Source organism: Clostridium tertium (assembly GCF_902652255.1).
Taxonomy (GTDB): Bacteria; Bacillota; Clostridia; order Clostridiales; family Clostridiaceae; genus Clostridium; species Clostridium tertium_A.
Genome location: NZ_CACRTO010000022.1, coordinates 1 through 23,043 on the forward strand (window position 1 = coordinate 1; position 23,043 = coordinate 23,043).

At 27.5% G+C, this 23,043-nt stretch carries 20 protein-coding genes; 16 read left to right on the forward strand and 4 right to left on the reverse strand.

Features of this window, described 5'->3' with window-relative positions; genetic code table 11:
- Positions 1-302 precede the first annotated feature (302 nt).
- Positions 303-1,040 (reverse strand): oxygen-insensitive NADPH nitroreductase, encoded by a 738-nt coding sequence (nfsA, locus tag GPX08_RS11060; protein ID WP_156626875.1) that lies wholly within the window; start codon positions 1,038-1,040, stop codon positions 303-305.
- A 233-nt stretch (positions 1,041-1,273) separates the two neighbouring features.
- Here nfsA and nrdJ point away from each other — a divergent pair, with 233 nt between their 5' ends.
- Positions 1,274-3,631, forward strand: a complete 2,358-nt coding sequence (gene nrdJ, locus GPX08_RS11065) for a ribonucleoside-triphosphate reductase, adenosylcobalamin-dependent (RefSeq protein ID WP_156626876.1) — start codon at positions 1,274-1,276, stop codon at positions 3,629-3,631.
- A 270-nt stretch (positions 3,632-3,901) separates the two neighbouring features.
- Here nrdJ and GPX08_RS11070 read toward each other — a convergent pair whose 3' ends face one another.
- Positions 3,902-4,864 (reverse strand): LacI family DNA-binding transcriptional regulator, encoded by a 963-nt coding sequence (locus GPX08_RS11070; protein WP_156626877.1) that lies wholly within the window; start codon positions 4,862-4,864, stop codon positions 3,902-3,904.
- A 110-nt stretch (positions 4,865-4,974) separates the two neighbouring features.
- Here GPX08_RS11070 and GPX08_RS11075 point away from each other — a divergent pair, with 110 nt between their 5' ends.
- Together GPX08_RS11075 and GPX08_RS11080 are read left to right on the forward strand one after the other, a co-directional pair.
- Positions 4,975-5,868, forward strand: coding sequence for a haloacid dehalogenase-like hydrolase (locus GPX08_RS11075; RefSeq protein ID WP_156626878.1), 894 nt, complete (start codon positions 4,975-4,977; stop codon positions 5,866-5,868).
- Positions 5,869-5,952: 84 nt separating this feature from the next.
- Complete coding sequence (locus GPX08_RS11080; RefSeq protein ID WP_156626879.1) at positions 5,953-6,264, forward strand: hypothetical protein; 312 nt, start codon at positions 5,953-5,955, stop codon at positions 6,262-6,264.
- Positions 6,265-6,336: 72 nt separating this feature from the next.
- Here the strand turns inward: GPX08_RS11080 and GPX08_RS11085 are convergent, their stop codons facing one another.
- Positions 6,337-6,486 (reverse strand): hypothetical protein, encoded by a 150-nt coding sequence (locus tag GPX08_RS11085; RefSeq protein WP_156626880.1) that lies wholly within the window; start codon positions 6,484-6,486, stop codon positions 6,337-6,339.
- Between the two features lie 348 nt (positions 6,487-6,834).
- On the opposite strand from GPX08_RS11085, the gene GPX08_RS11090 reads away from it, so the two are divergent.
- From GPX08_RS11090 to GPX08_RS11110, 5 genes are all read left to right on the forward strand, one after another.
- Positions 6,835-7,131, forward strand: coding sequence for a hypothetical protein (locus GPX08_RS11090; protein WP_156626881.1), 297 nt, complete (start codon positions 6,835-6,837; stop codon positions 7,129-7,131).
- 61 nt (positions 7,132-7,192) lie between these two features.
- Positions 7,193-7,990 (forward strand): hypothetical protein, encoded by a 798-nt coding sequence (locus tag GPX08_RS11095; protein ID WP_156626882.1) that lies wholly within the window; start codon positions 7,193-7,195, stop codon positions 7,988-7,990.
- A 609-nt stretch (positions 7,991-8,599) separates the two neighbouring features.
- A complete protein-coding gene (locus GPX08_RS11100; RefSeq protein ID WP_156626883.1) occupies positions 8,600-8,893 on the forward strand; it encodes a hypothetical protein in 294 nt (97 codons plus the stop codon).
- Between the two features lie 135 nt (positions 8,894-9,028).
- Positions 9,029-10,006: a diaminopimelate dehydrogenase gene (locus GPX08_RS11105; RefSeq protein WP_156626936.1), complete on the forward strand. Its 978-nt coding sequence runs from the start codon at positions 9,029-9,031 to the stop codon at positions 10,004-10,006.
- A 187-nt stretch (positions 10,007-10,193) separates the two neighbouring features.
- On the forward strand, positions 10,194-11,300 hold the full coding sequence (locus GPX08_RS11110) for a DEAD/DEAH box helicase (RefSeq protein ID WP_156626884.1): 1,107 nt from the start codon (positions 10,194-10,196) through the stop codon (positions 11,298-11,300).
- A 178-nt stretch (positions 11,301-11,478) separates the two neighbouring features.
- Here the strand turns inward: GPX08_RS11110 and GPX08_RS11115 are convergent, their stop codons facing one another.
- On the reverse strand, positions 11,479-12,957 hold the full coding sequence (locus tag GPX08_RS11115; protein ID WP_156626885.1) for a hypothetical protein: 1,479 nt from the start codon (positions 12,955-12,957) through the stop codon (positions 11,479-11,481).
- A 236-nt stretch (positions 12,958-13,193) separates the two neighbouring features.
- Here GPX08_RS11115 and GPX08_RS11120 point away from each other — a divergent pair, with 236 nt between their 5' ends.
- From GPX08_RS11120 to GPX08_RS11155, 8 genes are all read left to right on the forward strand, one after another.
- The gene (locus GPX08_RS11120) at positions 13,194-14,054 is read left to right on the forward strand and encodes a response regulator (RefSeq protein WP_156626886.1); all 861 of its coding nucleotides are present in this window, start codon (positions 13,194-13,196) and stop codon (positions 14,052-14,054) included.
- Positions 14,055-14,091: 37 nt separating this feature from the next.
- Positions 14,092-14,445, forward strand: coding sequence for a hypothetical protein (locus GPX08_RS11125; RefSeq protein WP_156626887.1), 354 nt, complete (start codon positions 14,092-14,094; stop codon positions 14,443-14,445).
- A 17-nt stretch (positions 14,446-14,462) separates the two neighbouring features.
- Positions 14,463-15,566 (forward strand): response regulator, encoded by a 1,104-nt coding sequence (locus tag GPX08_RS11130; protein WP_156626888.1) that lies wholly within the window; start codon positions 14,463-14,465, stop codon positions 15,564-15,566.
- Positions 15,567-15,702: 136 nt separating this feature from the next.
- On the forward strand, positions 15,703-17,976 hold the full coding sequence (locus GPX08_RS11135; RefSeq protein WP_156626889.1) for a response regulator: 2,274 nt from the start codon (positions 15,703-15,705) through the stop codon (positions 17,974-17,976).
- Positions 17,977-18,289: 313 nt separating this feature from the next.
- The gene (locus GPX08_RS11140) at positions 18,290-19,138 is read left to right on the forward strand and encodes a PRD domain-containing protein (RefSeq protein ID WP_156626890.1); all 849 of its coding nucleotides are present in this window, start codon (positions 18,290-18,292) and stop codon (positions 19,136-19,138) included.
- Positions 19,138-21,006, forward strand: a complete 1,869-nt coding sequence (locus tag GPX08_RS11145; RefSeq protein WP_156626891.1) for a PTS beta-glucoside transporter subunit IIBCA — start codon at positions 19,138-19,140, stop codon at positions 21,004-21,006. The genes GPX08_RS11140 and GPX08_RS11145 overlap by 1 nt, the downstream gene beginning before the upstream one ends.
- Before the next feature lie 20 nt (positions 21,007-21,026).
- Positions 21,027-22,457 (forward strand): family 1 glycosylhydrolase, encoded by a 1,431-nt coding sequence (locus GPX08_RS11150; RefSeq protein WP_156626892.1) that lies wholly within the window; start codon positions 21,027-21,029, stop codon positions 22,455-22,457.
- A 239-nt stretch (positions 22,458-22,696) separates the two neighbouring features.
- Entirely contained in the window at positions 22,697-22,888 is a 192-nt protein-coding gene (locus GPX08_RS11155) for a hypothetical protein (RefSeq protein WP_156626893.1), read from the forward strand.
- Positions 22,889-23,043 lie beyond the last annotated feature (155 nt).

Below are 23,043 nucleotides of genomic sequence, written 5' to 3' on the forward strand. Positions count from 1 at the left end.
TGGTACTTTTATTTCTTTCATTTGGAATCCTCCTTTTAATTATAAGAATATTATTCCAAATCTACCACTTAAAAATACATAAAAGGATGTAGTAGATTTGCTTTTACACAAATCTTTCTACATCCTCGTATAATATATAAATACAAGAAAAGGATATTGGAATTTTCCAGTATCCTTTTATTATTTTTTCTAATATATAAATATAATAAAAAAATAATTTATAATAATTATTAGGATATTTAAAACTATTGTTAATATTTTTACGTATAAGATAAGGTAGCTCATTTATCTTTAATAAATAACTAACGCTTTAAAAATCCTATCTTTCTTAGGAATATACCTACATTCTCTCTTGGTTTTGCCATTAAATATTTACCACAACGTTCAGTCCAACGATCCTTTGAAGTCCCATTTGTACGCTCATTATAGTAATTACTTATAGCTTCATTATATGATTTTATTAGCTCATCATCATGACTTTCATCATAAAAATCTTCTTTTAGTACTGCTTCAATAGGTAGTCTTGGTTTTTTATCAGGAGCTTCAGCTGCATATCCTAAGCATAGAGCGAACATTGGGAATACTAAGTTTGGAAGCTTAAAGGTGTTAGCAAGGACATCCATATCATTACGGATTCCTCCAATAACTACTCCACCTAAACCTAAACTTTGAGCTGCAATTAATGCTTTTTGAGCAGCTAGAGTAGCATCTATAACGGCAATAGTATATGATTCTGTATTTGATAAAATATTTTCATCAATATTTTCATAGTATTTTTCAGCACGATGTAAATCAGCACAAAACAGTAAAACTACTGGTGCTTCATTTAAATACTCTTGTCCTCCTGAAGCTTTTACTAAAATATTTTTTTTCTCATTATTCTTAACTTGAATAATTGAATATGCTTGAAAGTGACTGGAAGTAGGTGCCATTTGAGCACAAGAAACAATAGTTTTTACAATTTCATCTGATACAGGTTTATCTGCATGATATTTTCTTATAGTAACATGATTCATTAAAATTTCAATTGTTTGATTCATATAATAAACCTCCATAATTCTCATAATTTTATATTTAAATATTTAAGCTTTTAATTATATTATGTAGAATTTTCAAAGTTAAGTAAAGTAGATTGTTAAAATAACTACATATTGTATTATTTTAAAAAATCATCTAGATTTAAATACAATATGTAGTATAATTGTATTTATGGATAAAATGTAATATTTATCTAGTACTATAAAAATTAACTATATTCTAGAGGGGTGTTAGTGTGAAGGTAAGAAAAAGAGATGGGAATCTAGTAAATTTCACTAAAGAGAAAATCACTAAAGCTATTGAAAAAGCTATGGAAGAAACTAAGATTGGAGTAGACCATAATTTAAGCTCTAAAATAGCTGATGAGATTTTTGGAAGTCTATCAAAGTTCAATGAAAAGTATTATGAAGTGGAAGATATTCAAGATATGGTAGAGTTTAAACTTATGGACAGTGAAAGAAAAGATGTTGCTAAGAGATATATTATATATAGAAGCGAAAAAGAAAAGGAAAGAAGAAAAAATTCTAGTAAGGAAACTTATAAGATGATAAAGGATGATTTTGTAAGTAAGTATAAACATAGTAAATCTCCTATGGGGCAATTAGGTAACTTTGTTTATTATAGAACATATTCAAGATTTTTATCAGAACAAGGAAGAAGGGAATATTGGTGGGAGACAGTTAGAAGAGCTGTAGAGTATAATACTTCAATAATACCAACTTCAAAGGAAGAAGCAGAAAAGTTATATGATAATATTTTTAATCTTAGACAATTCTTATCTGGAAGAACTTTTTGGGTAGGAAACACAAAGGTTTCAAAGCAATATCCTATGAGTAATTTTAACTGTGCATTTCAAATAATAGATTCATTCCAAGCTTTTACGGACTTATTTTATTTATTAATGATAGGATCTGGAGTGGGAGTTAGAGTTCTGAAGGAAGATGTAAATAAGATACCAAAACTTAGGACTAATTATAAATTAATTCATAAGGATTATAAAGAAGTTCCTAAGATCATAAGAGAAGATAGTACTTCATTAACTTTTTATAATAATACTTCAGCTGAAATTGTAATAGGAGATTCTAAGGAAGGTTGGGTTCAAGCTTTAGAACATTTCTTAAATATTGTTGGAAGAAGTCAATATAGAAATATAAATACTATAATTATAGATTATTCCCATGTAAGGCCAAAGGGAGAAAGATTAAACACATTTGGAGGTACAGCCTCTGGACATGAAAGTTTAAAGAATATGTTCTATAAGATAGATAAGGTAATAAAGAGAAAATCACTTCTACTAGAAAAGGATAATGTTAAGCTTTCACCTATAGATTGTTTAGATATAGCTAATATTATTGGAGAAAATGTTGTAGTTGGTGGTGTTAGAAGAACTGCTGAAATGGTTATAATAGATGAAAATGATACAGAATGTATAGAAGCAAAATCTAATCTATATAAGCAAGAAGATGGTAAGTGGAGTGTTAATAAGGAATTAATTCATAGACAAATGAGTAATAATTCAATTTATTATACTGAAAAGCCATCAAGAGAAAGATTAAAATGGAATATAGAAAAAATGAGATATTCAGGGGAACCAGGTTGGATCAATGCAGAAGCTGCTGAGAAGAGAAGACCAAATATGAATGGCGTTAACCCTTGTGGTGAAATATTATTAGATTCACAAGGTTTATGTAACTTAACTACTGTAAATGTATATGCTTTTGTTAAAGAAGATGGAAGCCTAGATGAAAAATCATTACTAGAGGCACAAAAGTTATCTGCAAGAGCAGGATATAGAATGACTTGCGTAGAACTTGAACTTCCAGATTGGGATAGAGTCCAACAAAGAGATAAGTTAGTTGGATGTTCCTTAACTGGTTGGCAGGACATGGTTAATGCAATTAAATTAACTAAGGAACAAGAAGCTGAGTTACTTAAGAAATTAAAAAAGGCAGCAAAGGATGCTGTAGCTGATTATGCAAAGGAACTTGGACAAAATGAACCTTTATTAGTAACTACAATTAAACCTGAAGGTACATTATCGCAATTACCTTCAGTATCAAGTGGAGTTCACTATTCACATTCACCATACTTTATAAGACGTGTTAGAATATCAAGCGATGATCCATTAGTTAAGGTATGCGAAGAGTTAGGATATCCAGTATTACCAGAAGTAGGTCAAAGTGTTGAAAACTGTACTACTAAGGTAGTGGAGTTCCCAGTTAAGGCACCTGAAGGTAAAACTAAGTATGATGTAACTGCTTTAGAGCAATTAGAAAATTACAAGATGTTTATGGATAATTACGTTGAGCATAATTGTTCAATAACAGTTCATGTTAGAGATCACGAGTGGGAAGAAGTTGAAAACTGGGTATGGGATAATTGGGATTCAGTTGTTGCTATATCATTTTTACCACTAGATGATAGTTTCTATGAGTTATTACCTTATGAAGCTATAGAGAAAGAGGAGTATGAAAAGAGGATTAATGAAATGAAACCTTTTATACCTTCTTTAATATCTAAATATGAAAAAGAAGAAACTGAGATTGATATTGGAAATGATGGTTGTGAAACTGGAATTTGTCCAGTTAGATAAATAGAGAATAAAGAGTAATGGAAGTTATTCTTGCGTATATAAGAGAAAGACCATATATGAAATTTATATAAGGATATTCTTTGAAGATGAAAATATCCTAAGTTTGATGAAAACCCTCTGTGTAAGAACAGAGGGTTTTTCTATAATTTAGTATTTTTTGTAGTTTTAATTTAGAATATTTAAGCTTGCTAATTGAGTAACTTTTCTAGATAGAATTCATGATATTTAAATATGTTAATGTAGTGATTTTTTTATTTTATATATTATAGTTTATTGAGTTTTTAAATTTAAATTATTTCTATCAATAAAGGTTCCTTCAATAACCTTATTTTCTTTATTGCCTGAAATACAAAGTCTTACTGCTTCAATTCCTAAATCTTCAAGATGAAAGTCTATTGTAGATAAGTTAAGAACCTTACTATTTGAAGAATTATCTTGACCTATTATAATAGGTGGTTCTAAATTATTATTCTTAAAGTACCAGTAGATTCCAGAAGCTATTTCATCACTATTAGAAAAAATACATTGTAACTTAGGAGTAATACTATTAAAGTAAGCTGCTGCCTTTATACCATCTTCAAAATTTCTACAATTAGAAAATATATTTTTCTCACTAAATATATTTAAGCTTTCAGAAAAGGCTGAATATGTATTTTGAGAGTTTAGACTACTATTAGGAAATCTACTAAAGGTTAAGCCTACATTATATATACCATTATTTTTTAATATTTCTAAAATAGCTCTATAAGTGTTACTTTTATCTAGAGTTACAGAAGGAATAGCTGAATTACCTGTATCCTCACAGCTTACTATATGACCATATTCTAAGTATTTTTCAATAATATCATAAGAGTTAGCTGCTGATGTAATTATTATTCCATCAAATTCCTTTGTAGACAGTAATTTTAAATAATTTATTTCTGCATCTTTATCATAATTAGTTGGCAGAAAAGTAACTCTATAATTTTTTTTAAAGCTTTCATAAATAATAGAATTAATTAGTGAGCTATAATAAGAATTATAAGTTACATAAGGAATTATTATTCCAAGAGTATAACTTTTTCCAGTACTTAAGCTAATAGCTTTGTTATTAGGTACATAATTTAGTTCATTAGCTATTTTAAATATAGTTTCCTTAGTTTCCTCTGATATTCGACTACTATTATTTAATGCTCTAGAAACAGTAGAAGGTGAAAATCCAGACTTTTTTGAAATATCATATATAGTACTCAATTTAGCTCACTCCTTTTAAAAAATTATATCAAAAATTAATCTTGACGTGCAACCGATTGAACAGTTTATAGTTAAACTATAGATATTAAAAGTTAAGAGGAGAGAATAAAATGAAGAGATTGTTAAGTTGTTATGCTAGTGATTTTAGGGATATGAAAGCAGATGAATTAAAAAATGCAATTTTAGCAAGTGAAGGAAGAACTATTTTAGGAGAAACTGTAGTAACGGCAGCACCACTTTTAGAAGGTGTTACAAATGTTGAAGTTATGAGTGCTTTTGGAGCAGATTTAATACTTTTAAATGAGTTTGATGTATTCTTAAAGAAGATCAATGGCATGAAAGATGAAGAAAATCCAATAAGTAAAATTAAGAATCTTGTAGGAAGACCAGTAGGTATTAATTTAGAGCCAGTAGATGAAAGCGCTAATTTAATAGATGAAAAAGTTAAATTATCAAGTGGAAGATTAGCAACTATTGATACATTTAAAGAAGCAGAAAAATTAGGTGTTGATTTTATATGCTTAACAGGTAATCCATCTACAGGTGTATCAAATGAAGCAATAAATAATTCTATAGCAAATGCTAAAAAATATTTTTCAGGATTAATTTTAGCTGGTAAGATGCATGGAGCTGGAATGGTAGAAAACTTAGTAGATGAAAAGATGATACTTTCTTTTGTAGAAAATGGTGCTGATGGTATTTTACTACCAGCGGTTGGTACAGTTCCAGGTATAAATGAAAATTTATTATCAGATATAGTTAGGAAAATAAAATCAAAAGGTGCTTTAGTAATGAGTGCAATTGGCACAAGTCAAGAAAGTGCAGATGTAGATACTATAAGATTAATAGGTATGAGCAATAAGAGAATTGGAGCTGATATACATCATATTGGAGATGGTGGATATGGAAGAATGGCAGATCCAGAAAATATAATGGCATTATCAATAACAGTAAGAGGAAAGAGACATACATACTTTAAGATGGCTCAATCTATAAATAGATAAGGGGTAAAATAATAATATACTCTATAAAACATATCATTTATATCAAATATGTTTTATGAAGTATGTGTATTAGGAGGGAGTTTTATGGCGCATAATCAAACTTGTAGTGCACTTATTATTTATAACAATTTATTAACTAGTGTTAAAATTAAAGCCATTGGAGAAAATGGACATGTAGTGACAAGTGGAAATCTAATAACAGGTGATTCGTGGATACTTGATTTAAAGGAAAGAGCATTTGATAATAAGATGATAACTATAAGTGCAGATGTAAAAGATGGAAGGAATCCAGAAACCTTTCAAGTTAATTATTTTCAAGGAATAAATCAAACCTATATCGTATATTTGACTGGTGTCCGATATAAGACAAGTTTTATATCTGGGAAAATACTTTAAGTTAAAGTTGTTTTATTAATTTAATTAATATTATAAAAGCTAGATACAATTTGTATCTAGCTAATTTTTTCCCTAAAGTCTAATTAAATATTCATCTCTTCCAATAGCCTTAACATCTATATTATTAGAATTCAATAAACTGATAAATTTATCAATACTAGATATAGATGATGAATCAATTTTGATTATTAATTCGTCTTTTAAAATTGTTTCGTTAAGCATAATACACATCCCCTTAAAATAAAAACTATACAAGCTCATTATAATACCAGTTATAGTAAGGATGCAAAGTTAATTAATGCCTAAATGAGTAGGGGGGAGGAAGCAAAGTATATTAATGTAAATAAACCATATAAAAAAGAAAAAATAAGCTATAATACAATCTATTTTATATTTGAATATTTAAAACTTGCAATACTAATTGTGAAGAGTTATGATTAAATTGTCACGATGTTGTGACAATAATACGATTGAAGAATATATTATAAATAAAGAGAGAAATATTTAAAACTATTTTAAAACAGAGGGTAAAGAGAAATTATTAAGATTAAAATATGGGAGGATGTAATTATGTTATTAGTAAATTGTAGATGGCAACAAGAAGAGATAATTCAAGGAATGGAGGGTATAGAAGTTAATGAAATTAAGATTTATAAGCATGTAAAGACTGATGGGATGAGAATGTTTTTTGACTATAATATAACTGCTGAAGAAAGAAAGTCTATGATTGAAGATGAAAATAGCCTTATCATGAGAGCACTAATTAAGATTCCAAGAATTAATACTCTTGCAATTAGTATTTTACCTTTCATAAATGGTAGTGTGGTTGAAGGTTACCAATATACTGTATGTGGACATAAAGAATAATTAAAAATTTTGATTTAACTAAGTTTATAAATAATAGATCAATATAAGGAGTGATTGATTAGTGAATATTACCATTATTACATCTGAAAATAGAAGGCTTTATCCAGCTATGGTATATGTTATTGAAGATAAAGAATTAAAAAAACCAATCTTTGATATCGATGATATTTATAATTTGCTATATAATAATCAAAATATTTTAGTAATGGCTATTCAATTTGATCAATATGGAAAAGAACTTAAAGTCTTTAACGGAGAACTTGGAAAGTCAGATATAAAAGCTTTATTTGCTTCAAAAAATGTAGAAACAGGTAATGAATTAGAGAGTGTAATGACCTTATCTGAAGCAGCAAAGAAGTGGGGATTATCTGATGGATCTACTATTAGGAAGGCTATTGAAAGAGGTAAGTTTGAACAAAATGAAATAAAGCAAGCTGGAAATGTATGGATTACAACTTATTCTGCAATGGAGAGAGTATTTGGTTCAATTAAAAATGAAGAAAATACATTTGTTATTTATGATGATTTTGAATGTATTTATATGACTAAAGAATATTGGGAATATGCAAAATCAAAATCTTTTTGTGGACCCAATATTAATGTAAAAGCTAGACAATATGAAATTAAGTATGGATATATAAAAGATGCAGTTATAGAAGGATTGAAAGCGTTAAAAAATAACCAAAAGGTTATTATAAAGAAAAGTAGAAGCAAGGAAATAAGACAGATAATAGATAAGGAAGATGAATTTTATCTATATATTGAATTGTTTAATAGTAGAAAAATATTACCTAAAGAGTTTGTGGATAGATTACTAGATGAATTAAAAATATTTAGATATATGGGTAACTCTAAATAGAAGAAAATTATAGAAAGGAAAAAGAGTTAAAATATGTATAAATATTATTGACAGTTTGTAAAGAAATAATTATAATTAAATAAAAATACTTATTAATAAATCCAAATAAGTACATTTTCCCTAAATGAACTTAAATTATTATATGATATTAAAATTAATTATTAATAAGTGTACATATTTATATTTACTAAGTTTACCCTAATAAAAATCACAGAAATAACACCTAGTTGCTACTAGGTGTTATTTTTGTTTTTATATAATTACTAGTATCACATTTATTATTTATATTTTTGATTTACTTAATTGTATAAAATATATTTTTATGAAGTATTTTATACAATATTTAATTAAGATATTTAGATAGATTTCTACTAAAAGTACTATAAAAAATGTTTTATAGTAAATAATTATGCATATTTTATTAAAATTTTATATTTAATTAAATTTAGGGTTGTAATGATTGCGGTGAAGCAATATTATTAAATTAGAATATATATGGATTTCTGCTGGAAATTACATTTGATTGGAATAAATGAGTATTTTAAAAGAATAGTAAAAATAGAAAAGATAAAAACTTAGGAAATATGAAGTGTGTATGGGAGGTTTTTTATGGTATTAGTAAACTGTAGATGGGAGCAAGAAGAAATAATTAATTGGATTGAAGAAATAGAAATTGAGGGAACTAAAATTTTTAAGCATATAAGAACAGAAGGTATGAGAATGTATTTTGATTCTAAAATCAAGGAGAAAGTAGAAAATGCTACTTTTATTGATGAATATAATCTTATTAAGAAAACAATAATGAAAATACCTAGAACGGATACTTATGCAATTAGTATTATACCAGTAGTAAATAATAGTGTAGTTAATGGATATAAGTACACATCAGGTAGAGATAGGTAAAATTAGTAAATAGATAGACTTAAATTATAAATACAAACAATAAATAATGCAAAGAACTGGAAAATGTGATAATATTGTTATAAAGTCAAAAAATAATAAAAAAGGGGGGCACTTGGCGTTTTGTCAGGGAAATATATGAGCAATAAGATAAGATTAGGTATAGTAGGTTATGGAAATCTAGGTAAAGGTGTAGAATTAGCTTTAGCACAAAATACAGATTTTGAATTAGAGGCTATTTTTACAAGAAGAAATCCAGAAAATTTATCAGCTAAATCAAAGATGGTACATATCTCTGAAATTGAAAGTTATAGAGATAAAATTGATGTTATGATTCTTTGTGGTGGTTCTGCAACTGATTTACCACAGCAAACACCAGAAATAGCAAAGATGTTTAATACAGTAGATAGCTTTGATACTCATGCAAAAATACCGGAATATTTTAATGTAATAGATAAGGTAACAAAAGGTGCTGGTACAATTGGACTTATTTCAGTAGGTTGGGATCCAGGACTATTTTCATTAAACCGTCTTTTAGGACAAGTAGTACTTCCAGAAGGAAAAGATTATACTTTTTGGGGAAAAGGTGTAAGCCAAGGACATTCAGATGCTATTAGAAGAGTAGATGGTGTTAAAGATGGAGTACAATATACTGTACCTATTGAAAATGCAATTGATAAGGTTCGTACAGAAAAAAATGTAGAACTTTCAACTAGAGAAAAGCATGAAAGAGTTTGCTATGTTGTAGCAGAAGAAGGTGCAGATTTAGAAAAGATTAAAAATGAAATTATTAATATGCCAAATTACTTTGCAGATTATAATACAACAGTAAACTTTATAACTGAAGAGGAAATGAATAAAAATCATAGAGGAATGCCTCATGGTGGATTTGTTATTAGAACGGGAGTTAGCGGAGCTGGTACAAATCAAAGAATGGAATTTAGCTTAAATCTTGATAGTAATCCTGAATTTACTTCAAGTGTATTAGTAGCTTATGCAAGAGCAGTTTATAGATTATCTAAAGAAGGTCAAACTGGAGCACGTACAGTACTAGATATACCATTTGCTTATTTATCACCAAAATCAGGTGAGGAATTAAGAAAAGAGTTATTATAAAACTTTTAAAATATATAAACATAAATATTAATAAAGGTGGATGCATCAAAGTTGGTATAAAATAATTTTGATGTATCCTTTTCTTTTATGACATAGAGAATTAAAGATTATATCTAAATAAAATTAACATGTTTTAGTTGATTCTATGTTATAATTATTCGAAACATAAGATTACGAGGTAAAATAAATGAATTTTAAAGAATTAGGAATAAGTGAAAACATAATAAATACATTAAAAAAGAGTGGAATAACAACTCCAACTGAAATTCAAAATAAGAGTATTAAGGATATTATAAATGGCAGGGATATAATAGGTGAAGCACAAACAGGGACAGGGAAAACTTTAGCGTTTTTACTACCTATATTTGAAAATATATCACCATCATCTAAGGATATTCAATGTTTAATAATTACTCCAACTAGAGAGCTTGCAATACAAATTACTGAAGAAGCTACAAAGCTAAAGGAAGGTAAAGATATTGGAGTTTTAGCAATGTATGGAGGTAAGGATGTTGGTTCACAGGTAAAGAAGCTAAGTGGAAATATTCATATGATAATTGCTACACCAGGAAGGCTTCTTGATCATATTAAGAGAAAAACTGTTGATTTAAAGAAGCTTAAGACTATAGTTATTGATGAAGCAGATCAAATGTTACTTATGGGGTTTAGAAATGAAATAGACTTAGTAATGAAGGAAAGACCAAAGAAGGTTCAAACTTTATGTTTTTCGGCAACAATGGATTCTTCAGTTAAGAAATTAGCTTATAGATATATGAATGAGCCAGTAGTTATTTCAGTTAAGAAAGAAGAAGTAACTTTAGATAAAATTAAACAGGAAGTTGTAGAAACTGTAGATAGATTAAAAAGAGAAGCTTTATGTACAGTTCTAGATGAAGATAATCCTTTTATGGCTATTATTTTCTGTAGAACAAAAAGAAGAGCTGACGAGCTTGAAGCAGTAATGCATAGAAGAGGATATAACTGTAAAGTTATTCATAGTGATATACCACAAAATAAACGTGAAAGAATTATAAAATCCTTTAGAGATGCTGATATTCAGTATTTAATAGCTACAGATGTAGCTTCAAGAGGATTAGACATAAGTGGAGTAAGTCATATTTATAATTATGATATTCCAGAAAAGGTTGAAACATATATACATCGTATAGGAAGAACAGGAAGAGCTGGCGAAGATGGATATACTTGTCTATTTGTAGATCCAAAAGATTCAAGACTTTTAGGGGAAATAGAAGAAGAAATAAAATTTAAAATACCAAGAAGAAATTTGAAATAAAGTATAAAATGAGAAAGTAGATTTATATTAAACTACTAATGTAGAATTAATTAAGAGGACGTAGATATTTAAAAATATTCTCTATTTTTGATACTTTAGTAATTCTTTGTATTTAAAATATAATCTATAAAATATGAGGTTAAATAAAAAATATTATTTAACCTCATATTTTTGCATTTTATAAACTTCTTAAGAAATTTGCAACTATATCTTTATTCTTATAGTTTTCTGATGCTAGTAAAAAGTACCTCTCAAATATGTTAGAAACAGAATTAATATAAGAGGTTTCAGTACATAATTTAATGTCTGATAAGTTTCTATTAGTGAAGGTAACAAGAAATTCATTTTTTTTGCACCAACAATAAAATAATTCATTATTAGTTATTGTTGTTTCAGGAATTAAGCAAATATTATAATTCTCCGTAGACAATAAGTAATTAGCTAAGTCATTTAAATGCTCCTTAAACTGCTGATTTGTAAGAATTAGCTTTGGTGATATATCAGATTCACTTTCATAGACTATGTTTTCTGAGGTAGAAAAGTTTATAAGGGAATCTATAGAATAAAAGTCAATAGTACTTAAGGTTGAACTTTCATACATATCTTTTTTAGCTATTTTAAAGAGTTCAAAATACTTATCTATATCTTCCTTATTGCTTACTGAATTGCAAAGTACTTCATAGAATAATTCATCATTCATTACAGTATGAATAGGAAAAGTATTACAATAATATGTAGTATTATATTTAGTAAGTTCATTATTAAGTCTATTATTATTATTTAACTCATAACTACCTAGAACATTATAAAGAGTAGATGCAAAAAATGTATTAAATGATTTTGAAAGAATATTTTTTGTAAGCGCAATGTAAAAGTTAGTAGTAAAAGGATCCGTAAAAAGTGCACCATAGTTAAAAGTTTCATAATCGACACGTTGAGAAGAAGAGTAAAAAACGCCCTTATTCTCTATAATATGTAAAGAATAGTTTTGAGTGTCGTCAAATGAATCAATAAAATATGAAGATTTACAATTTTTATGCAATAGTATAGGGGTAAGATATAAAAGTAACTTTGAACTTTTACTAAAGGAATAAATAAGATCTAAGTCACAACCCATATCTAAAAGTTTTATAACCTTATCTAACCAATCATTTCTAATTTCCTTATTATCACTAAATGAGTCAAAGGACTTATTAAAGACAAAATAAAGCTTTTGAGGTTCGCCATAATTAATAGCTGAATCTAGTATATGAAGAATTCCTAAAAAACTTTCATGTTGATTATTATAAATTGATATATTAGTAGTGTATAAGGAATTATTTGAAGTTTTATTTATATTTGAAACATTTTTTTTATCAGAATTATCAATAATAAATCTTTTTAATAGTTCTCTTAAATGATTTTCATAATTGGAATGGTTTATAGATTCATTATAAATAGATAAAAATAAATTTTCTAGAAAATTATTTTTTAGTTCCATATTTTTATTAATTATAAAAGATATAGCGTTATCAAAATAGAGTGCATTTAAATCTATTTTCCTTGAACCATTTTTCCATTTACTAACTAAAGTTCTATCTACATTTAATTCTTTTGCCATTTCTGAAGGTGAAATGTTTAAGCTTTTTAATAGATAACTAAACCCAAGATTATTCAAATCATTTCCTCCTTTAACAAAATTGTCACTGTGAAAATTAAGTCACACATATTTAAAAATATATTTCAGTTTAATATAATAATAAAATATTAAATTAATGTCAATAAATGGTGGAGTAAAAAAATAAAAATATTAAATGTATAATTATTGTTTAAAATATTTAGAAGTTTAATAAAATAATTAGAAGTTTATATGGTTATTTTTAAGGGGATTTTTGTATTTTTGAGGGGGATAATATGATAAAAACTTTATTTTTATTAAATGATTCTTTAGAATATAAGAAGTTAATAAATAAATTAACTTATTCAAATATAAGAGTTAATGTTTTAGAAGGATACACAGAAGGTTTAATAAATATAATTAACGAAATGAATTATGATATTATTTTGGTGGAAGATGATACTAGTAGTAAACAGAAGTTTAATCTTATTAGATTGCTAGCAAGAAGATATAGTGATAAGAGATTGATTTTAATTTCAAATAGTAAATATGAAAAGAATGATAATAGTAAATTTGAAATTGTATCTAAAGATGAGTTAATGAAAACTTATAGAGATATATTTATTAAATATGGAGCAGAAATAAAAGGCGAAGTTAAAGAAGAATCTTCTTTAATATCAGATGATATAGAATTATTAGAAAAAATAGATTCATTAGATAAATTTAGAGATAATTTTAGTATTTCTATAAATACTAAGAGTGTTGTTAAAAGGAAAAAGCATATAGTTATAGTAGATGATGATGATATATCATTATTAGTATTAGCGAATCTTTTAAAAACATATGGTTATGAAGTTACAATTTTTAATGAAAGTATGGAAGCGATAAAGAAAATTAAAGAAATGAGAAAGCATGGTAAAAAAATAGATTTATTTATATTAGATTTAATGATGCCTGTTATAGATGGTTTTACAATGCTTAAATATTTAAGGGAAACTAAAAAATTTGAAAGTACAGCAGTCTTAATATCATCAGCAAGAAATGATCACGATGCAATTAAAAGAGTATCAAAATATAAAGTTAATGGTTATTTACTAAAACCTTATAGTAAAAACTTTATTATAGATAGAATAGATAAATTATTTAGAAGCATTTAATAGTGATAAATAGATTTAACATAGGAGATGAGATATTATGCAAGAGAGGTTTTTATTAGAATTAAAGGAAGTTGGAGTAGATATAGATGGAGCAACCTCCAGATTATGTAATAATTTGGTTCTATATAAAAAATTATTAAATAAATTTTTAGAAGACAAGAATTTTGAAATGTTAATATATTCTTTAGAAAAAAAAGATTATAAAAATATTGAAATATATGCCCATACCCTAAAAGGCTTAAGTGGTAACTTAGGCTTTGTAGAGTTATCTAAAACATGTGCTGAAATGGTTGAGAGTGTAAGAAAAGAAGAGTTCGATTCATTGGATGAAGTAGTGAAGAGAATAAAATCACAATATATGGAGTTAACTACTTTGATTAGGATGTTTTAAAAGTAAGGAGGAGTATTATGGTAAAGCGTGATACTATTCTTATTGTAGATGATGTGGAGATAAATAGAGATATTTTAAAAGAGCTACTTAAGGATAGCTATAATATTTTAGAAGCAGAAAATGGAAGTGAAGCTATAAGTATTATAGATAAGTGTCAAGAACGAATAGCACTTATTTTATTAGATATTGTTATGCCTGTAATGGGTGGATTTGAAACTATAGAAATACTAAAAAGTAAAGGCTTATTAAACTATATACCAGTTATGCTTATTACCTCCTTTGACTCAGAAGAATATCAAGAAAAGGGTTATGAGTTAGGGGTTTTAGATGTTATAAAAAAACCATTTAATTCTATTATTATTAAAAGACGTGTAAGAAATTTAGTAGAGCTTTTTAAGCATAAAAATGAAATGGAAGTATTGATAGAAGAGCAGGTTAATTTGTTAAATGAGCAAAACAAAAAAATAATTAATCAGGCAAAGAGAATAAACGATTTTAATAATAATATAATAGAAATTTTAGGTGCTGTAATTGAATATAGGGATATGGATTCAGGTAAACACGTAAAAAGAATACGTTATTTTACATATGAATTATTAAGGGTTCTGTCACAATTCTATACTGAGTATGGAATAACTGATGAATTAATTGAAGTAATAGCAGCAGCATCTACTATGCATGATATTGGGAAAATTGCAATACCAGACTCTATCCTATTAAAGCCAGATAAATTAACTGAAGAAGAATTTGAAATTATGAAAACTCATTGTTCAAAAGGAAGTGAAATCCTAAGTTTAATAAATAATATAAGTGATGATGAGTACTTAAGGTATTGTTATGATATTTGTAAATATCATCATGAAAAATGGGATGGAAGTGGCTATCCATATGGGTTAAAAGGTGACGATATACCTATTTGGGCGCAAATAGTATCTTTAGCTGATTGCTATGATGCATTGACTACAGAAAGGCCATATAAGGAAGCTTATAGTCACGAGGAGGCTATTTATATGATACTAAATGATAAGTGTGGAGTGTTTTCTCCAAAATTGAAGGAGTGCCTTAAGATTGCTTCAAATAGGTTTAAGGAATTATCGAGCTTATATTCAGATAAAAATTAAAGGATTAAGCTCTTAGATTTAGATGAATTATTAAAGAATTATTTTAAACTTATAATGATATAACACTTTAGAAATAGATTATTGATTGGAGTATATTTAAGTATTTCATTTGAAAATTTAGATGAGGTAAAAGAACATGATTAGTAGCTTTAAGAAAAGTAAAATTTTGGAGTCGAATAAAATTACATATCCAATAATAGCTATTATTTGCATATTAGCTATTATACTTTCATTTGTAACTCTTCGTAATATTGTTCAAATGAATAAAATGACAGAGAAAATATATGATTCTCCTTATGAGCTATCTAATGCTGAATGGAATATACGCTGGAAATTATCTAGTATAAGTCAATATATGAGGCAAATAACCAATAAATATGACAGTACTCCTATTGAAGAGATTGAGGATGAAATAAGTGATATTTATAGAAGTATAGAAGAAGATTATCATATAATTTATGAAAAATATACTGGAGCAGAGAAAAAAGTTTTCGTTGATAAAATTTATGAGATGAGAAATAAGCAATATGAAATTATAAAAATTTCTAAAAGTGGTGAAATAGATAGAGGAAGACAAATGTATCTGGAAGAATTTTTGCCTATAGTAAATAGCCTTGATGATTTGTTAAATGAAATGATTAATTCTACATTAAGGAGAGCATCATATATTGTTGATGAGGGGAAAGGAACATATTCTTTTACAAGTATATTTTTAATTGTTATTTCTATTGCTATTAGTATTACATCTATTTTCTTTGCATTTATCATATCAAAAAGAAGTCGTCATGATGTTTTGTCGAGAGAAGTATTGTTTAATATGCTTACAGAAAATATTGATGATGTATATTTAATGTATAATATAGAAGATAATAAAATTGAATTTGTAAGTAGTAACTTTGAAAAAAAGTTTGGTATTACAATAGAAAAAGTATTAGCTGATACAAATGTACTTAGGAGATATATAAGCAATGAGGACTTAGATAACTTAAAAGAATTATGCAATACTAATCAAAGAAAAGTAAAAGAAAGGGAAATAGAAATAAAAAATCCAGAAACCTTAGAAAGTAGATGGTTACATATAAGAATATATCCAGTAATACAAGATGAGGAATTAACAAGATATGTTATTAATTTAACCGATATTACTGAAATTTTAAATTCACAAAGAGATTTAAAGGATGCACTTAATTTAGCTCAAAGTGCAAATAATGCTAAAAGGAATTTTTTATCACGTATGAGTCATGAAATAAGAACTCCAATTAATGCAATTATAGGAATGACTGATATTGCTAATTCAAATATAGATGATAAGAACAGGATAGTGGATTGTTTAAATAAGATAGAGATATCTTCAAAATTTCTTTTAGGTATTATTAATGATATTCTTGATATGTCCAAAATAGAAAGTGGAAAGATGAGTATTACGTCAGAGAAGTTTACTTTAAATAGCTTCACTTCGAATATTGAATCTATTATTAATCCACAAGCAAAGTTAAAGGATATTAAATTTAATATTATTTTCTCAGAAATAAAATACAATAACATTATAGGAGATCAACTGAGAGTTAATCAGATTTTAATTAATATATTATCAAACGCTTTAAAGTTTACGCCAAGGGGCGGGGAAATAACATTAACAATTAAAGTAATTCAAAGAAAAGGAAAGCTAAGAATACGTTTTATAATTAAGGATACAGGTATTGGAATGGATGAAGAAGAGTTAGAAAGGATTTTCCGACCTTTTGAACAAGCTAACATGGATACTAGTATAAAACATGGTGGAACTGGCCTTGGACTTTCTATTACAAAAAACTTAGTTGAATTAATGAATGGAAGCATTAATGTTAGTAGTATTAAGGGGGAAGGAAGTCAATTCACTGTAGAAATACCTTTTGAAGTTGATGAGAGTAATATTGATGATAACTCATATATTGAAATAAAGTCAGATAGGTTTAGAGTAGAGGACCAAAATAAAGAGGTAAACTATGATTTCTCTGGAAAGAGATTCTTAATAGTTGAAGATAATGAGTTAAATCTTGAGATAGCCAGTGAAATTCTTAAATATAAGGGAGCAAATATTGAAACAGCAGAGAATGGACAGATAGCATTTGAGAAGTTTGATAATTCATCACCAGGTTATTATGATGCTATTTTAATGGATGTAAGAATGCCAGTTCTAAATGGATATGAGGCTACTAAGAAAATACGTAGGTCTGGTCACTTAGATAGTAAAATTATTCCTATTATCGCAATGACTGCAAATGCTTTTAATGAAGATGTTTCTAAAGCACTAGAATATGGGATGGATGATCACATTGCAAAGCCAATTGATAAAGAAATTTTATATAGTACTCTAGATAAATTTGTTGCGGAAAGTTCAATAAATTTTAAGACATTAAACATAAAATAATAAGTAAATAAATCCACATCATTTAGTATTTGAAGGAGATGATGTGGATTTTAATTATAAAAAAATGATACTGTTATTTATATAGTAGGTATTTATTTGTATTGTAAGTTATTATAAAAATTCTTAAAAAAACTTATTGTAAGCGTTGACACTAAAAAAAATCTATATTATAATGACGCTAGAAGAAAAACTAGTAGTAACGATGTAGTTATTACTTTGAGTATGTAACTGGTAAGCAGGCAGAACTCAGATTAGATAGAAAGGTCCTTTTCTATCTAATCTGAGTTTTTTTTCTAGAAAGGAGTATTTTAAGATGAAAGTAAGTCAAATTTTAAATAATAATGTGGCAGTTGTTAAAAGAGGTAAAAATGAGGTAATAGTTTATTCAAGAGGAATATCTTTCAAAAAAAAGGTAGGGCAAACAATTACTGAAAGTGAAATAGAGAAGACATATGTATTAGATTCTAATGATATGTTAGAGCACTTTAGTTATCTTTTAGCTAATACAGATGAAAGTGAAATTATTATGCTAAACGACATAATAGAGTATGGTGAAAAACTACTAAATGAAAAAGCTGGGGACTATTTAAGTTTGACATTACTAGATCATATTAACTTTGCACTAAAACGTGCTGCTAAAGGACAATTTATTCGTAGCCCATTAACATGGGAAGTGAAGAAATTCTATCCAAAGCATTTTGAAATAGGAATTTATGCCTTAGATCAGATGAAGAAAAAATATAATATAGAATTTCCAGAGGATGAGGCTGTTTCCATTGCCTTGCATTTTGTTAACTTACAAGAGGGAAAAAGTAATTTAAATGAAACCATTAAAAGTATGGAAGTTTTAAGAGATATTATTTCCATCATTCAATATCATTATGGATTGAAAATTGATGAATCATCATTAAATTACATGAGATTAATAACCCATCTTCAATATTTTATACACAGAATACAAAATGGAAAAATTTATAACGATAATGATAAAGATTTAAACTCACAAATCAGAATTCTTTATCCAGAAGCATATGCATGCATACAAAAGATAGAACTCTATGTAAAGGAGCAATTTAATTGTGAGCTTTCTATAGATGAAGAAACTTACTTAATGCTTCATATTCATAGAGTTACAAACAGAAGTAGAAGAGAGGAAGAATAATGAAGTATCAAGATTTTAATAAAAAGATTATAGAGTTAGTTGGTGGAAAAGATAACGTTCAAGCTGTTGTTCATTGTATGACTAGACTTAGATTTACTTTAAAGGATCGTTCAAAAGCTAAAACAGAAGAAATTAAAAATATGGATGGAGTAGTTGATGTAGTATCTAATGATGTTGCTTATCAAATTATAGTTGGAACTCATGTAAATGAAGTACATAGTGAATTAATCTCTATGCTTGGAATTAGTGGTGAAAGTGATGCATCTGATAAAAAAGTTAAGAAGAATCCAGTAAAGGCAGTTTTAGATTTATTCTCAGAGTCTATGACTCCGATATTAGAGCCAATTATAGCTGCTGGAATGCTTGCAGGGGTTTTATCATTACTTACTTTAACAGGATTAGTTTCAGCAGAAAGTCCTACATATTTATTATTAGATAATATTCGTTCAGCAGTATTTTTCTTCTTGCCAATATTCATGGCAATGTCTTGTGCAAAGAGGTTAAATGCTAGTCCATATTTAGCAGTTGCTCTTGCAGCAGCACTTTTATCAGAAGGAATTAATGGAGTTGAAGGATTAAGTATATTTGGAATTTCACTTCCTGCAACTACTTACTCTAACTCATTTATTCCAATAATATTAGCTGTATGGTTTATGGGATATGTGCAAAAATTCTTAAAGAAGATAATGCCACAATTTTTACATTATTTCTTAGTACCAGTATTTACTTTAATAATTTGTTTACCTATTACTTTAATGTTCTTTGGACCAGTGGGAACTTGGATAGGAAATGGTATGAGTTATGTTTGTACTTTCCTTATGGATACTTTAGGTAACTGGAGTGTTATTGCATTATATGCTGCTCTTCAACCATTCTTAATTATGCTTGGAGCAGGAAACTTTATTATTCCTATAGTTGTTCAATTCCATGCCGAAATTGGGTATGATCCAGTATTCTATGCAGCTTGTACAATTTCTGATATAGCGGTTGCTGGTGCAATGGTTGGATATTTCTTAAGAGCTAAGAATGAAAAACAAAAACAATTATTTGGTACTTTTGGATTTAGTGCATTAATGGGAGTTACAGAACCGGCTATATATGGTGCTTTTGTTAAATTTAGAAGACCATTTATTGCAGTTATGATTGGTGGTGGACTTGGAGGTCTATTTGCAGGTATAACTAACGTTAAAACTTATGCTATGGCTTGGGGATTAGCTGGATTACCATCATACATTGGAAATAGTGACTATAAAAACTTCTATTCAATGATTATTGCAGTTATTATCGGTTTTGTTGCAGCAGCCATTGCCGCATATATATTAGGAATTCCTAAAGAAAAAGATGAGAAATCTAATGATAGAAAAATAGCAGAAGTTAAAGCTGTTGATTCAGAAGTTAATGGTTCAATAATGAAAAAAACTGTAATTAATGGATGTGCAAAAGGTGATTTAATAGAATTAGCTAAAGTTGATGATAAAGCATTTTCAAGTGGTGCTTTAGGTAAAGGGGTTGGTATAGTAGCTAATACTAATTCAGTAGTTGCACCAGCTAATGGAGAAGTAGTTACTGTATTCCCAACTAAACATGCTTTTGGAATTAAAACAGATGATGGAGTTGAAATATTGATTCACATAGGAATTAATACAGTAGAACTTGAAGGAAAGCATTTTGATTTAAAAGTTAAGCAAGGTGATATGGTAACTGTAGGACAACCTTTAGTTGAAGTTGATTTTGAAAAGGTAAAAGAAGAAGGATATGATCCAACTATAATAATGGTAGTTACAAACACTGCAGATTACTTAGATGTAATTCCAGTAAAAGAAGATTTTATAACTAGCGAAGAGGAATGTATTAAAGTAGTTCTATAATATAGAGTGAGGTTTTTAATATGAAACTTAAAGAAGATTTTTTATGGGGTGGAAGTATAGCTGCCCATCAATGTGAAGGTGCTTGGAATAAGGATGGAAAAGGAATAGGAATCATGGATTTAGTTACTACTGGTTCCTATGAGGTTCCTCGTGAAATATGTAAAGAGATTGAAGAGGGAAAAAGATATCCATCTCATGAAGGTATTGATTTTTATCATAGATATAAAGAGGATATTGCTTTATTTAAAGAAATGGGCTTTAAAGCTCTTAGAATTTCTATTGATTGGTCTAGAATTTATCCAAATGGTGATGATGAAGAGCCAAATCAAAAAGGAATTGAATACTATATAAATGTTGTAGATGAATTGATAAAAAATGATATAGAACCAATTATAACTCTATATCACTTTGAGATGCCTGTGAATTTAGTAAGAAAATATGGTTCATGGACTAATAGAAAAGTAGTTGATTTTTACTTAAAGTATTGTAAGACTATGTTAGAAGCCTTAAAGGGTAAAGTTAAGTACTGGGTAACCTTTAATGAAATGAATCATATAGATCCACAAACTGAAGCATCAGATATATTTACTTATATTATAGCTGGTCTTAAGTTTAGTGAAATGGAAGAAAAGAAGCAAACATTAGCTACTATTGGATATAATATGACTTTAGCAGGTGTTAAAGCTGTTGAATTAGCACATGAAGTTGACCCTAATAATAAAGTTGGATGCGTATTTGGATTAACACCAGTTTATCCTGTTAATTGCAATCCAGTTAATGTACTAAATGCTTTTAAAGATATGGATCGTGACTTTTATCAAATAGATGCTATGTGTAATGGTACTTTCCCAAGATACAAACTTAAGGAATATGAAGAATTAAATATTGATATTGAAATTTCTAAGGAAGATGAAATGTCATTCTTTAATGGAAAGTTAGATTTTATAGGAGTTAATTACTATTCAACTAGTGTTGGACATCATGAGGGTGATGAAGATGGAGAAGAGACACTTTTTGGAGGAGTTCAAAATCCATATTTAGAAAAGAGTAAATGGGGATGGGCTATTGACCCAATAGGACTTAGATACTTATTAAACTATGTTTATCGTAAATATTCACTTCCAATTATAGTTACAGAAAATGGACTTGGAGCTATAGACAAGCTTGAGGAAGATGGTAGTGTTCAAGATGATTATAGAATTGATTATTTAAGTAAGCATTTAACTCAGCTAAAGAAAGCTGTTGAAGAAGATCAAGTAGATTGCTTTGGTTACTTAATGTGGGGGCCTATTGATTTAGTTAGTGCAACTACAGGTGAAATGAAGAAACGTTATGGCTTTATTTATGTAGATAAGCAAGATGATGGAACAGGAGATTATTCTCGTAAGAAAAAGAAATCCTTTGATTGGTATAAAGAAGTTATATCATCAAATGGTGATATATTAGAATAGTTTTTATGAAATTACAACGAATGGTAATAAACTGATAATAACTATGCATAATGAGGAAGGTTTTGATATTAAAACCCTCCTCATTTTTACTTTTGATTCGGAAAATGAAATTATTGCAAACTAATTAAGAAAATTTGATCTTTGAAAATTGAATAGCACGTCATTGTAAAAATATGGTATAATTAATTCGTAATTGTAATATATTATTAACTACTCAGTAAATAATAGGGGGTAAAATTATGGATAAAGAAGATAAACGTAAAATTGAGGAATATAAAAAAAATCCAATGGCTAACTTTGCAGATTCCGTAAATCGTTCACAAATAAGTGATTTAAGTAACTTAACAAAAGGGTCTTTGCTTACAAGGATTATTACCAGTATTGTTGTTATTGGAATACTGTTTTTAATAATCTATTCTACAAATAATTAGTAACAGTTTTTAAGAGCATTACAACTGACCATATATCTAAAAGATTTATGTTTAATTTAATACAACACAATATTAATCTATTACGAAGATAAAAATAAATATTAACTTGTTAAAATACCGTATTATTCAAATGAATATGTGGTATTTTTTAGTTC

Excerpts from the sequence above, each read along its gene's own strand:
- nfsA (WP_156626875.1), bottom strand. The coding sequence starts at position 1,040 with ATGAATCAAACAATTGAAATTTTAATGAATCATGTTACTATAAGAAAA.
- GPX08_RS11075 (WP_156626878.1), top strand. The coding sequence starts at position 4,975 with ATGAAGAGATTGTTAAGTTGTTATGCTAGTGATTTTAGGGATATGAAA.
- GPX08_RS11080 (WP_156626879.1), top strand. The coding sequence starts at position 5,953 with ATGGCGCATAATCAAACTTGTAGTGCACTTATTATTTATAACAATTTA.
- GPX08_RS11085 (WP_156626880.1), bottom strand. The coding sequence starts at position 6,486 with ATGCTTAACGAAACAATTTTAAAAGACGAATTAATAATCAAAATTGAT.
- GPX08_RS11090 (WP_156626881.1), top strand. The coding sequence starts at position 6,835 with ATGTTATTAGTAAATTGTAGATGGCAACAAGAAGAGATAATTCAAGGA.
- GPX08_RS11100 (WP_156626883.1), top strand. The coding sequence starts at position 8,600 with ATGGTATTAGTAAACTGTAGATGGGAGCAAGAAGAAATAATTAATTGG.
- GPX08_RS11105 (WP_156626936.1), top strand. The coding sequence starts at position 9,029 with ATGAGCAATAAGATAAGATTAGGTATAGTAGGTTATGGAAATCTAGGT.
- GPX08_RS11110 (WP_156626884.1), top strand. The coding sequence starts at position 10,194 with ATGAATTTTAAAGAATTAGGAATAAGTGAAAACATAATAAATACATTA.
- GPX08_RS11120 (WP_156626886.1), top strand. The coding sequence starts at position 13,194 with ATGATAAAAACTTTATTTTTATTAAATGATTCTTTAGAATATAAGAAG.
- GPX08_RS11125 (WP_156626887.1), top strand. The coding sequence starts at position 14,092 with ATGCAAGAGAGGTTTTTATTAGAATTAAAGGAAGTTGGAGTAGATATA.
- GPX08_RS11130 (WP_156626888.1), top strand. The coding sequence starts at position 14,463 with ATGGTAAAGCGTGATACTATTCTTATTGTAGATGATGTGGAGATAAAT.
- GPX08_RS11135 (WP_156626889.1), top strand. The coding sequence starts at position 15,703 with ATGATTAGTAGCTTTAAGAAAAGTAAAATTTTGGAGTCGAATAAAATT.
- GPX08_RS11140 (WP_156626890.1), top strand. The coding sequence starts at position 18,290 with ATGAAAGTAAGTCAAATTTTAAATAATAATGTGGCAGTTGTTAAAAGA.
- GPX08_RS11145 (WP_156626891.1), top strand. The coding sequence starts at position 19,138 with ATGAAGTATCAAGATTTTAATAAAAAGATTATAGAGTTAGTTGGTGGA.
- GPX08_RS11150 (WP_156626892.1), top strand. The coding sequence starts at position 21,027 with ATGAAACTTAAAGAAGATTTTTTATGGGGTGGAAGTATAGCTGCCCAT.
- GPX08_RS11155 (WP_156626893.1), top strand. The coding sequence starts at position 22,697 with ATGGATAAAGAAGATAAACGTAAAATTGAGGAATATAAAAAAAATCCA.